Source organism: Hoeflea marina, from assembly GCF_003182275.1.
Classification (GTDB): Bacteria; Pseudomonadota; Alphaproteobacteria; order Rhizobiales; family Rhizobiaceae; genus Hoeflea; species Hoeflea marina.
The window spans coordinates 399481-411893 of sequence record NZ_QGTR01000002.1 but is presented as its reverse complement, the minus strand read 5'-3'; the positions used below and the strand labels follow the sequence as shown (position 1 = coordinate 411893).

The window sequence follows — 12413 nt, the reverse complement described above, 5'->3', positions numbered from 1 at the left end:
AACCTTGCCTCGCGCGTCGGCGGGCGTTTCGGGCATCACACCGGCGGCCGTTCTCAACCTGCCGGAGGACGGGGTCCATCCATGAGCGGTCGAAAAACGGCAGGCAACGCGATGGCAGATGCGGCAGTGGACACACACGCCGCATTCCTCCTTGTGCACACTCATCGTCCATGGGGCAATCCGGATATTCCTGAGTTCGTTTTTGGGAGACGCGGCCAGGACGGTGCTGCGGATCCGCCGGATTCCGGTTCCGCCGAGACAGCCGGCTCGGGTCCATCCCGTCGGATCACATGCGCTTCTCGAAGCGGAACATCCCGCCATCGTCCGGGAAGTCCTGCTCGGCCGGGTGGTCGGGGTCCGGATGACGGGCGTGGTGGTACTCGACGATGTGGAACCCGCAGATGTTGACGTAGAAGTGAATGTTGCGCTTCTCGAAGTAGGGCGTGTGGGTGGTCCAGACCTCGGTATCGGGATAGCACGCCTCGATGGCAGCCCAGGCCTTGCGGCCGATGCCGCGGCCGAGTTCGTCGGCATTGACGTAGAAGAAGTCGAGCGAGTTGTGCCGCGTCGCGGCGTCGATCGAGAGGACGGCCCCGCCGACCCACCGGCCGTCCTCCAGGATGCGGTGAATCACGGCATTCGGAGCCTTGAAGGAAGCCACGACATCCTCATCGGACGGGATGGGCCCCTCGTCGACCGATCCGAACGTTTCCACCACGGCGGTGGCGAAGGCCGCTTGAAGATCCGTGCGGAAGCGAGGGAGGTCGGCGTCGGTCGCGAGGTCGAGGGTGACCTGGCCGGTCGGTGAGTCGGTCATCGGCGTTTCCCATTCGTTGATTGGATAGCGGCAGGCGCGACGGAGTTCCCGGCTGGTGCCGGGCTCGCCTCGACCGGGTCTCTGCCCTTGCCCCCGGCAAAGCGCATTGCCAGCGTGAAGAAGACCGGCACGAAGACAATGGCAAGTATGGTCGCCGAGATCATGCCGCCGAAGAGGCCGGTGCCCAGCGCGTTCTGCGTTTCGGAACTCGGCCCCCTGGCGATGACCAGAGGCACGATGCCGAGGGTGAAGGCAAGCGATGTCATGACGATGGGCCGCAGCCGCAGGCGGGAGGCTTCGACGGCAGCGTCGCGAAGCGACCACCCCTCGTCGTGCAGCTTGCGGGCAAACTCGACGATCAGCACGGCGTTCTTGGCCGACAGGCCGATCAGGGTGATGAGGCCGACCTTGAAGAAGACATCGTTCTCGAGCCCCCGCAGATGCACCGCGGTGACGGCGCCCAAGATGCCAAGCGGCACCACGAGCATGACCGACAGCGGAATGGCCCAGCTTTCGTAGAGGGCGGCGAGCACGAGGAACACAACGACGATGGAAATCGCGACCAGCAGGGGTGCCTGAGCACCGGCCTGGCGTTCCTGGAACGACCCGCCCGTCCACTCGACGGCGAAGCCCGGGGGAAGTTGCGTGGCGATCCGCTCGATCTCGTCCATCGCACGGCCGCTCGATACGCCGGGGGCGGCGTCCGCGGAGATGCTGAGCGAGGGATAGCCGTTGTAGCGGTTGAGCTGCAGCGGGCCGACCGACCATTGCGGCGTCACCACTTCGGACAGCGGAACCATGCCGCCGCGATCGTTGCGCACCTGCAGCTTCAGCACGTCCTCGACCTGCATGCGGTCCTTCGCCTGCGCCTGGACGATGACCTGCTGCAGGATTCCGGCGCGCGGAAAGTCGTTCACGTAGGTCGAGCCCGTGGTCGAGGCGAGCATGTCGCTGATCGCCGTGAAGGTGACACCGAGCGCACCGGCCTTCTGGCGGTCGACGTGGAGCTTGACGCTCGGCCCGTCGGGCAGGCCGTCGACACGCACGTTGCGCAGGACCTTGCTGGGCCCGGCGAGCGCGACGAGCTTCTCCGAGGCAGCCTGCAAGGCTGCCGCCCCGCGTCCCGCACGGTCGACGAGGCGGAGCGAGAGCCCCGATGTCGTACCCAGTTCCTCGATGGCCGGCGGCTTCATGACGAGGACCTCGCCTTCCGTGGACTTGCGCATCGCCGCTTCGGCCGCGGCGATCTCGCGGTCGGTGCTGCCGCTGCGCGCATCGAAATCCCGCAGCGTGGTGAACGACATCGCCGCATTGGACCCCGAACCGGAAAAGCCGAAGCCCATGATGGAGAGATTGTTGGCGATGTCGGGGCGCGTGGCGGCGTGACGGTCGAAACGCTCGACCAGCGCAAGGGTGCGCTCGGCGGTGGCGTCGGCCGGGAGCGTGAAGGACGTCATGAACGTGCCCTGATCCTCGTCCGGCACGAAGGCGGTCGGCAGCGTGCTGTAGCCGATCGCCAGCGCGCCGACGAGCACGCCGTAGACCAGCATGACGCGGCCCGTCCGCTTCAGCAGCCATCCGACCGATGCCGTGTACCGCCCGGTCAGCCTTTCGAAGCCGCGGTTGAACCAGGCGAAGAAGCCCCGGCGCTCGTGATGGGGCGCGACCGGCTTCAGGATGGTCGCGCAGAGCGCGGGCGTCAGGCTGAGCGCCAGGAAGGCCGAGAACAGGATGGAGACCGCGAGCGAGACCGTGAACTGGCGGTAGATCGCGCCGACCGAACCGCCTGCAAGGCCCATGGGCAGGAAAACGGCAGTCAGGACCAGCGTGATGCCGATCACCGCTCCCGTGATCTCGCTCATGGCGCGGCGGGTGGCCTCGCGCGGCGACAGGCCCTCGCTCGCCATCAGCCGTTCGACGTTCTCGACGACGACGATGGCGTCGTCGACGATGATGCCGATCGCCAGCACCATGCCGAACATCGTCAGCACGTTGATCGAGTAACCGATGGCCCACATCACGGCGAAAGTGCCGAGGAGCGCGATCGGCGCGACGATCGCCGGGATCAGCGTGTATCGGATGTTCTGGAGGAAGAGGAGCATGATCAGGAAAACCAGGAACATGGCCTCGGCGAGAGTCTGCACCACCTTCGCAATCGAGAGCTTCACGAAGGGCGCCGTGTCGTAGGAAACGGCATAGGTGACACCCTCGGGCATGGACGTGGCGAGTTCAGCAAGACGCGCCTTCACACGGTCCGAGGTCGATACGGCGTTCGCACCGGGCGCGAGCTGAATGGCCGCAGCGGTGGCCGGCCTTCCGCCATCGAAGATCGAGAAGCCCATGGCCTGGCCACCGATCTCGACCTTGGCCACGTCGCCAAGCGTCAGCCTGGATCCGTCGGGGTTGGAGCGCAGCACGATGGCGGCGAACTCATCCGGCGTCTTCAGTTGGCCGTCGAGACTGAGCGGAACGCTGATCATCTGGCCGGGAACGGTGGGCGCCTCGCCGAGCCGGCCGGGCGCCACCTGGACGTTCTGGGACTGGATGGCCTGCGTGATCTCCTCCATCGAGATCGAATAGGAGACGAGCCGGGCGGGATCGACCCAGATGCGCATGGCCGCTTCCGAGCCGAAGGACTGGACCCGGCCGACGCCGGGCACACGCTTCAGCTCAGGCGCCAGGCCGCGCGCCAGATAATCTTCGAGCGAAAGGGAATCGGCCTTGCCTCCTTCGGAGCGCAGGGAGACGATCATCAGGAATCCCGACGCAACCCCCTCCACGGAAAGACCGGCCCGACGGACGGGCTCGGGCAGGCGCTCCTCGACGGCCTTCAGGCGGTTCTGCACATCGACCTGCGCGAGTTCCGGATCAGTGCCGGGCTTGAACGTGACGGTGATGCTTGCGTTGCCGGTCGAGTCGGACGACGATTCGAAATAGAGGACGTTCTTCACCGCCGTCAGCTCGCGCTCGATCGGCGCCGTGACGCTGTCGCTGATGGTCTGGGGACTGGCGCCGGTATAGGCGGTATTGATGCTGATGCTCGGCGGCGCGATCACAGGAAAGCGCGAAACCGGGAGCTGAGGGATCGCCGCAAGGCCAGCCATGACGATGAAGATCGCGATGACCCAGGCAAAGACAGGGCGCTCTATGAAAAATTGGGGCATGGATCTGGTCCTCAGATTTCGGTCTTGGGCGCGGAAGACTGGTAAGGAACGAGCTCCAACGGCTGGCCTCCTCCCGTGCGATCCTGGCCTTGGACGACCACAGTCTCACCCGCCTTCAGGCCGGACAGGATCACATACCGGCGATCAACCAGCGGCCCCAGTCCGACATCGCGGGTCCTGGACGTGTTGTCGTTTGCGATGACCGCAAGCTGCGCCCGCCCCGACGGATCCCGACGCACAGCCTCTTGCGGCACCGTCAAGGCGTCCGGATAGATGGCGTTGGGTACTTTGGCGCGCAGATACATGCCGGGGAGCAACTGCCGGTACGGGTTTGGCACCTCCACGCGCATGGCGATGCTGCCCGTGCCGGAGTCAACCGTACTGTCGGAGTAGAGGACCTTGCCCTGGAATTCATAGGGCTTTCCCGTGATCGTCAGAATGTCGACCGGAAGGGCGGCGGCATCCTTGCTCCGCCCACTTGCAAGCATCTCCTCCAGCAACTCCCGTATCATCGAGGGCTGACGGACGTCGAGATAGACGCGGTCGATCCGCTGGACGACGGCGAGAGCGGTCGAGGCGCCGACGGAAGCCAGGCCGCCTTCGGTGGTGAGGGCCTGACCGATGCGCCCCGCAATGGGGCTTCGGACGGTCGCGTGCGACAGTTCGAGTTGGCGGCGGGTGAGGTTGGCCCTGGCCTCGGCCACGCCCGCCCGGGCCTGCGCCAGCGTGGCCGTCGCATCGCCGAGGGCGGCGGCGCTGACGGTCTGCGTGGCCGAAAGCGCCTTGACCCGCTCGTGCTTGAGTCTTGCGTTGACGAGGTCCGCTTCCGCCCGGGCCTGCACCGCAGAGGCCGCCTCTACGTCGGCGGCCAGTGCTGCGGGATCGATCTGGAACAACGGCTGCCCGACCGACACCTCCGACCCCTCCGTGAACAGCACCCTTTGTACGATGCCGGTGACTTGCGGGCGGATCTCGGCGGTGCGCAGGGCCGACACGCGCCCCGGCAATTCGTCATACACAACCACCCTTCGCGGCTGGACGGTCTGAACGGCGACGCGCACCGTCTCGGCCGCCGCTTCCGCCCGTGCCGCAGCGCCCTCGGCCTGGCGGTCGTCAGCGCCGGCGGTGCAGGCGCCGAGAAGCAGGACCATGGAGAGCAAGGGCAGGAGGATCTGGGAGGGGCGTCGGCGCGTCATCGCGGTTCTCCATGAAAGGTGTTCAGTCGCCTGGTGCGAGGCGCCCTCTATTGCTCCGTTGCGTTGGGTCTGTGTGGAGGTTGGGTTGCGAACTCATGGAGAAGGCCCGAAAGCCCTCGACGCCGCTGTCGGCAGATGGCATCGATAGGGCAAGGAGACCGCCCGCCATGACAGCCCTAGTTCTTATCGCCGAGGATGACGAGGAGATCGCGGCCATTCTGGATGCCTATCTAGTGCGGGAGGGATTCCGGACGGTCCAGGCACGCGATGGCCGCACCGCGCTCGACCTGCACCTCGCGCTGAAGCCGGATATTGTCCTTCTCGACGTCACCATGCCGCGCATGGACGGCTGGGAGGTGCTGGCGGAACTGCGACGCCGGGGCAGCACGCCGGCGATCATGATCACCGCGCTCGACAAGGACATCGACCGTCTGCAAGGCCTGCGCATCGGGGCGGACGATTACGTGGTCAAGCCCTTCAACCCGATCGAGGTCGTCGCGCGGGCGAAGGCCGTCCTTCGCCGCTCCGGCCTTGCCAGCGATGCGGCCGTCCTCAGGGTTGGCGATCTCGCGATAGACCTTGATGCCTATCAGGCAAGCTTCGGGGCCGGGACCGTGGCAATCCCGCTGTCGCTGACCCTGACCGAGTTCCGCATCCTGGCCCACATGGCGCGGAACCCGACCAAGGTCTTCACCAGAAGTGAACTGGTGGACGCCTGCATGCCGGGTTCCGACGCGCTCGACCGCACGGTGGACAGCCATCTCAGCAAGCTGCGCAAGAAGCTTGAGCAGACCGGAGCCCAGGGCCTGCTGCCCGGCGTGCGCGGCGTCGGCTACCGGCTGTCGGCGTGACGTGATGGGCTTTCGCGCAGGATTGAGCCGGCAGATACTCATCGCCATGTCTGCCATCACCGTGATAGCCGGACTGCTGGTCTTCTTCGGCACCTATCTCGCTTACATGGCGATTGTCACCCTCTACCCCACGCCGGAACCGGACGGCTGGCTGACCTCCACCGACCTTGCGATCCTGGGCACGCTGATCCTCGTCACGCTGCCGATCGCTGCAATGGTCTCCATGCGTCTGGCGGGCCGAATTCTCGAGCCCCTGGAGTCGCTTGCCTGGAGCGCACGGCGCATCACCGCGGGCGATCTGACCGCGCGGGCATCGGCCGGCGACCGGTCTCTGGGTGAGACCGCCGGCCTGATCGACGATTTCAACACCATGGCGCAGCGCCTTGAGGACATGGCCGCCGACATGGCCCTGTGGAACGCCACGATCGCGCACGAGCTGCGCACCCCGCTGACCATCCTGAAGGGACGCCTGCAGGGCATGATCGATGGCGTCTTCGAGCCGGACGAGCGCTCGCTTCAGGGACTGATCCTGCAGGTGGACGGGCTGGCGCGGCTGGTCGAGGATCTGCGGACTGTGACGCTCGCCGACAGCGGCCATCTGGATCTGCGCATCGAGCCCATACGTCTTGCGCAAGAAATCGCGCAGATGGCCGAATTGATGGCACACGACCTGCTTGCGAAGGGCTTCCGCCTGGAACTCGACCTTGCCGACCTTGTGGTTGATGCGGATGCGACACGCATCCGCCAGGCCCTGCTGGCGCTCGTCACCAACGCGCGACGCCATGCGGCCGCGGGCAGGATAACGATCCGTCTCGCCGAGGACGACGGCGAAATCCTGCTGGGCGTCGCCGACGAGGGACCGGGACTCTCGCCGGAGATGGCGTCCCGCGTCTTCGATCCGTTCGTCCGAGGCGACCCGGCGGGCCCGCGGGAGCCGGGCGGCAACGGGCTCGGCCTGTCGGTCGTGCGCGCGATCGTGGAGGCGCATGGCGGGCGCCTTCGCTACCGCAGCGCGCCTGGAGGCGGCGCCCTGTTCGAGATGATCCTGGTGAAGACGAAACGCTCTCCCGCCGCACACGATGCATAGCGGGGCATGGCTCTCGAGTGAGCGACGGCGGTCCCGGCCGGTAGCCCGCCTTTGCCAATTGCTGTTGCCTCGATGCGATCGCCCCTCAGCTGCAATCGTTCAAGACATGTCCACGTGATGAACGGCAGGAACGTCCGGCAAGCCTGTTCAGTCCAGATCACCGGCAGGCGGTCATCGTCGGGCATCCGCGTCGCGCCCGCGGCGTATTGGGTCAGGCCGTGCCGGGATGGGCCGCCGTCAGATCGGCGAGCAGCGCCGTGACGGTCGCGGCATCGCGGCGGCTGCGCGGCACGGTGACCGGATAGACGCCCGACACCCGCGCCGGGCGCGGCGTCAGCAGCACGATCTCGTCGGCGAGTTCGACGGCCTCGCGCAGATTGTGGGTCACCATCAGCACGGTGGTCGGCCGCGCGCTCCAGACCTCGGCCAGCAGCCCGCGCAGCCTGGCCGCCAGCGCCTCGTCGAGCGAGACGAACGGCTCGTCGAGCAGCAGCAGCGACGGCCTGAGCGCGAACGCCCGGGCAAGGGCCGCGCGGCGGGCAAGTCCGAGCGACAGTTCGCCCGGGTAGAACGTCTCCAGGCCGGCAAGGCCGAGAGTCTGGAAGAGACCGGAGAGATCCTCGCCGGCGCTCGCGCCGGGAAGCGCCAACCGGATGTTCTCCTCCACCGTGCGCCAGGGCAGCAGCCGCGGCTCCTGGAAGACCGCCGCCACGGCGCCCGTCTCCGAGATCGCGATCTCGCCGTCAAAGTGCCGGTCGAGGCCGAGGATCAGCCGCAGGATCGTGGTCTTGCCGCAGCCCGAGGGGCCGACCAGGCAGGTGAAGCGCCCGGTCGGCACGGACAGGCGGAGGTCGCCCACCGCCTCGATCACCGTGCCGTCGGCCGACCGGAAGCTCTTGGCGCGTATGGCGACATCAAGCATGGCCGGGCCTCCAGCGGCGCGCTGCGCGCTCGTAGGGCTGCAGCAGCAGCAGTTCGACGGCCAGCATCACCGCCACAAAGGACAGGGTGTAGCCGAGGATGGCGGCGACCTCGAAATACTGGAAATGCAGATGGATCTGGAAGCCGACGCCGTTGGAGCGGCCGAGCAGTTCCACCACCAGAACGATCTTCCAGATCAGCGCGATGCCCGAGCGCATCGAGGCGGCGATATAGGGCTGCAGTTGCGGCAGGATGACATGGCGGAGACGCCTGAACGGCGAGAAGCGGAAGACGGTCGCCATCTCGGTGTAGGCCGGGTCGAGCGCCCGCGCGCCCTCGCGCAGCGTGACGACAACATTGGGGATCTTGTTGAGCGCCACCGCGCCGATGGCCGCCGCCTCGGTGAGGCCGAACCAGATATAGGCGAGCACGATGGTCACCAGCGCCGGGATGTTGAGGAACAGGATCACCCAGGGGCCGAAGAAGCGATCGGCGCCGCGGTGGCGGCCAAGCGCGATGCCGAGCGCCGAGCCGATGGTCATGGCGAGCACGAAGGCTGCGCCGACCCGCATCAGCGTCATGCCGAGGTGAAAGGCGAGTTCGCCGGATGCGGCCTCCGTCACAATGAAGGCCAGCACATCCTGCGGCGGCGGAAAGGCGCGGGACCCGGCCAGGCCGGCGGCCGCCCACCAGATAAAGACGAGCGCCGCCAGCGAGCCAAGGAACGTGGCGGCAGACCACGCCTGCGCCCGAAGCCCCAAGCCCCCAAGGCCGTGCATCCGATGGGATGGGCGGCGCTCAGTGATCATCCGTCAGCCCGGACCAGTAGGTGCCGGGAGCCATCACCGGCGATGGACCGACAAGCCTCTCGCCGCCCAGCTCCGCGAGCACCGCAAAGAGCCTGCCCGCGTCGGCCTCGTCGTCGGCGGCGGCGCGGTCGGGAATGCCCTCGCGGTAGCGCTGGCGCAGCACCGCCAGCGCCCGGCCCTCGTCCCGGATGACGCCGTCGGCATGCAGCCGGTCCCATTCTGCATCGCTGTGGTCGAGCAGCGCCTTGGCGTCACGCGAGGCCCTGACGAAATTCGCGACGGCGCGGCTGTGCCCGCCCGCCCAGGCCTCGCTGAAGACATAGCCGAGCGCGGAGACCTGGCCGGATGCGCCAAGCGCCCGCATGGCGTCCTCGGCCGAGACCAGGCGCCGGAACCCCTCGGCCTCAAGCCGCGCGGCGTAGTGCCAGTAGGTCAGCACCGCGTCGAGTTCGCCCTGAAGGGCCTTTTCGGCCAGCAGCGGCGGCGCGCCGTAGACAATGTCGTTGGCGGAGGCGAGGTCGATGCCCGCCTCGCGCCGGGCCAGCCCCTGGATCAACAGCCAGCTCTTGTCGAGCGGGCCGCCGACGACACCGATCTTTCGGCCGGCGAGATCGGCGAGCGTCCGGATCCCCGACCGGTCGGGCACCATGACGGCGCCCACCGAGGAGGAATAGGGAACGAAGACGAGGTCGTCGCCGGCGGTCCGCGCCCGCGACACGTCGAGCCAGTCGGAGACGATCATGTCGACGGCGCCGGCGCGCAGGGCGACATTGGTGGCATCCTCGCCGGCGAAAGGGACCATCTCGACATCGAGGCCGTATCTCGCGTCCAGCCCGTGACGCTTGAGCGTGTCGAGTTCCCAGTTGACGGTGCCGAACTTCAGGACGCCGATGCGGATGACGTCGGTGGCCGATGCGGGGGGTGAGCAGACCGCGACCAGGAGCAGCAACACGGCGCGACAGGCAAGCTTCTTCATGGCAGCACTCTCCGACAGGGGCGTGCGGTACCATGGCGAAAAAAGCCTGGCAATGGCGGCGGCGGAGCGGAAGGAGGGCGGGTCGGCGCGGCAGCAGCGCGCCAGGCGCAGACGCATTTCACTGCCCGTTTGCGGCGCTTAGGCGCGAAACCGTATTTTAAGCCTCGCCCATTAGAAATACGGAAAGTTCCGGCTGCGGATGCGCCAGCACCGCTCCGGCAAACGGGGGCGATGCCATGGGTGCCAGGTTCTCCAATTCGATCCGGCTGGTGGGCGCCTGCTGGCGGGTGCTGATGCTCGACAAGGAACTGCTGGTGTTTCCGCTGATGTCGGCCCTGGCGCTGTCGTCGCTGTCGGCGATCGCGGTCGCCCCCGCCGTCGCCGATGGCAGCATCATGGCACGGCTCGAGGTGTTTTCGCGCAAGGTGGCCGAAGCCGACGATCCGAGGCTGCTGATCATGCTGTTCCTCATCTACTTCGTCGCCTATTTCGTGATGATCTTCTTCAACGCGGCGCTGATCGCCTGCGTCCGGATCCGCTTTGCCGGCGGCGACCCGACGGTGATGGACGGGCTGCGCGCCGCCGGCGAGCGCTTGCCGCAGATCTTCGCCTGGGCGCTCTTGACCTCGACCGTCGGCTTTGTCCTGAGCCAGATCGAGAACCGGTCCAGGGGCCTGATGCGGTTTCTGGTCGGACTGTTCGGCGCCGGCTGGGCGGTGGCCACCTATTTCGCCGTGCCGGTGCTGGTCTCCGAGCGCACCGGGCCGATCGATGCCGTCCGCGGCTCGCTGCTGGTCATCCGCCACGCCTGGGGCGAATCGATGATCTCGGTGGTGGGCCTGTCGGTGATCAACAGCATCGGCGCGACGGCGGTGGCGGTGATCGCCATTGCCGGCGTCTTCCGGTTCGAAAGCTCGCCGCCCTCGGCCATCGCGCTGTGGATCATCGCCGGCGCGTCAATGGTCCTGCTGGCGCTGGTGTCGTCCACGCTCAACACGATCCTGCGGGCGGCGCTCTACGCCTATGCGGTGGATCACAACATGCCGGATGATTTCGACGCCGATCTGATCCGCAACGCATTCTCGGCCGAGCGGCAGTCCTGATCCTCGGGCCGAGCTGCCCGGCGCCGGGCTCGCAAGGCGATGGTTCGCCCGCACGCCATCCATTCCCGGACGGATGATTCCGCTGGCATTGCGCGGGAATGCGGAGTAGCTGTTCAATAAACTAAACAGCCCTTGCAGCGGGTTCCGTCGAACCAGGTGCCTGTCGCGGGCGCCGATGGAGGACGAGATGAAGAATTCCCAGGTGGCGGAGCGGAAGTCCCAGGCGATCGCCCAGGGCGTCGGCATGATGACGCAGATCTATGTCGACCGCGCCGAGAATTCCGAGATCTGGGACATCGAGGGCAACCGCTACATCGACTTCGCCTCCGGCATCGCCGTGGTCAACACCGGTCACCGTCATCCGCGCGTGATCGAGGCGGTGAAGGCGCAGATCGACCGCTTCACCCACACCTGCCACCAGGTGGTGCCCTACGAGAACTATGTGCATCTCGCCGAGCGGCTCAACAAAATCGTCCCCGGCGACTTCGAGAAGAAGACGATCTTCGTCACCACCGGCGCGGAAGCGGTCGAGAACGCCGTCAAGATCGCCCGCGCGGCCACCCGGCGCAACGCCATCGTGGCCTTCTCGGGCGGCTTCCACGGCCGCACCTTCATGGGCATGTCGCTGACGGGCAAGGTGTTCCCCTACAAGGCGGGCTTCGGCACCATGGTCACCGACGTCTTCCATGCCCCCTTCCCGGTGGCGCTGCACGGGGTGAGTTCGGAGCAGTCGCTCAAGGCGCTGGAAACGCTGTTCAAGGCCGATGTCGATCCGTCGCGCGTGGCGGCGATCGTCATCGAGCCGGTGCAGGGCGAAGGCGGCTTCTACGACGTGCCGCGCGACTTCATGCGCAAGATCCGCGACCTCTGCGACAGGCACGGCATGCTGCTGATCGTCGACGAGGTGCAGACGGGCTTTGCCCGCACCGGCAAGATGTTCGCCATGGAGCACTACGACGTGGTCGCCGACATCACCACCATGGCCAAGAGCCTCGCCGGCGGCTTCCCGCTTGCCGCCGTCACCGGCCGCGCCGAAATCATGGACGCGCCGCAGCCAGGCGGGCTCGGCGGCACCTATGGCGGCAGCCCGCTCGGCATCGCCGCGGCCCACGCCGTGCTCGACGTGATCGAGGACGAGAAGCTGTGCGAGCGCGCCGACATGCTCGGCAACCGGCTCAAGCAGTTCCTCGAGAGCCTGCGCAACGACATTCCGGAAATCGCCGACATCCGCGGCTATGGCTTCATGAACGCGGTCGAATTCAACTCCGTGGACACGAAGCTGCCGAGCGCCGATTTCGCCAATGCCGTGCGGGCCGAGGCGCTCAAGCGCGGGTTGATCCTGCTCACCTGCGGCGTCTACGGCAATGTCGTCCGCTTCCTGGCGCCGATCACCATCCAGGACGACATTTTCAGCGAGGCGCTCGGCATCCTCGAAGCCTCGATCCGGGCCGCGAAAGCACACGGCAAATAACTGGCGTCCGCCGGGCCC

Annotated in this window: 10 protein-coding genes; 4 read left to right on the top strand and 6 right to left on the bottom strand. The window is 67.1% G+C overall.

Annotated elements, in window-relative coordinates; translation table 11 throughout:
• Positions 1–286: 286 nt before the first annotated feature.
• Genes DFR52_RS08345 through DFR52_RS08335 form a run of 3 tightly spaced genes read right to left on the bottom strand, consistent with a single transcriptional unit; the run spans position 287 to position 5177 of the window.
• Positions 287–817, bottom strand: coding sequence for a GNAT family N-acetyltransferase (locus DFR52_RS08345; RefSeq protein WP_110031485.1), 531 nt, complete (start codon positions 815–817; stop codon positions 287–289).
• Positions 814–3981 carry a multidrug efflux RND transporter permease subunit gene (locus tag DFR52_RS08340; RefSeq protein WP_110031484.1) on the bottom strand — a complete coding sequence of 1056 codons (3168 nt, stop codon included), beginning with the start codon at positions 3979–3981 and terminating at the stop codon, positions 814–816. Before DFR52_RS08340 ends, DFR52_RS08345 begins: the two co-directional genes overlap by 4 nt.
• Before the next feature lie 11 nt (positions 3982–3992).
• A complete protein-coding gene (locus DFR52_RS08335) occupies positions 3993–5177 on the bottom strand; it encodes an efflux RND transporter periplasmic adaptor subunit (protein WP_110031483.1) in 1185 nt (394 codons plus the stop codon).
• Between the two features lie 167 nt (positions 5178–5344).
• On the opposite strand from DFR52_RS08335, the gene DFR52_RS08330 reads away from it, so the two are divergent.
• Positions 5345–6028, top strand: coding sequence for a response regulator (locus tag DFR52_RS08330; protein WP_110031482.1), 684 nt, complete (start codon positions 5345–5347; stop codon positions 6026–6028).
• Positions 6029–6032: 4 nt separating this feature from the next.
• Positions 6033–7115, top strand: coding sequence for an ATP-binding protein (locus DFR52_RS08325; RefSeq protein WP_110031481.1), 1083 nt, complete (start codon positions 6033–6035; stop codon positions 7113–7115).
• A 211-nt stretch (positions 7116–7326) separates the two neighbouring features.
• Here the strand turns inward: DFR52_RS08325 and DFR52_RS08320 are convergent, their stop codons facing one another.
• Genes DFR52_RS08320 through DFR52_RS08310 form a run of 3 tightly spaced genes read right to left on the bottom strand, consistent with a single transcriptional unit; the run spans position 7327 to position 9938 of the window.
• Positions 7327–8037, bottom strand: a complete 711-nt coding sequence (locus DFR52_RS08320; protein ID WP_110031480.1) for an ABC transporter ATP-binding protein — start codon at positions 8035–8037, stop codon at positions 7327–7329.
• Positions 8030–8845, bottom strand: coding sequence for an ABC transporter permease (locus DFR52_RS08315; protein WP_110031479.1), 816 nt, complete (start codon positions 8843–8845; stop codon positions 8030–8032). Before DFR52_RS08315 ends, DFR52_RS08320 begins: the two co-directional genes overlap by 8 nt.
• Complete coding sequence (locus tag DFR52_RS08310; protein ID WP_245415260.1) at positions 8835–9938, bottom strand: ABC transporter substrate-binding protein; 1104 nt, start codon at positions 9936–9938, stop codon at positions 8835–8837. Before DFR52_RS08310 ends, DFR52_RS08315 begins: the two co-directional genes overlap by 11 nt.
• A 119-nt stretch (positions 9939–10057) precedes the next feature.
• Between DFR52_RS08310 and DFR52_RS08305 the strand changes: the two genes are divergently transcribed.
• Both DFR52_RS08305 and DFR52_RS08300 read left to right on the top strand, forming a co-directional pair.
• Positions 10058–10924 (top strand): DUF6159 family protein, encoded by an 867-nt coding sequence (locus tag DFR52_RS08305; RefSeq protein ID WP_110031478.1) that lies wholly within the window; start codon positions 10058–10060, stop codon positions 10922–10924.
• A gap of 187 nt (positions 10925–11111) precedes the next feature.
• A complete protein-coding gene (locus tag DFR52_RS08300; RefSeq protein WP_110032025.1) occupies positions 11112–12395 on the top strand; it encodes a 4-aminobutyrate--2-oxoglutarate transaminase in 1284 nt (427 codons plus the stop codon).
• The last annotated feature ends 18 nt before the right edge of the window (positions 12396–12413 follow it).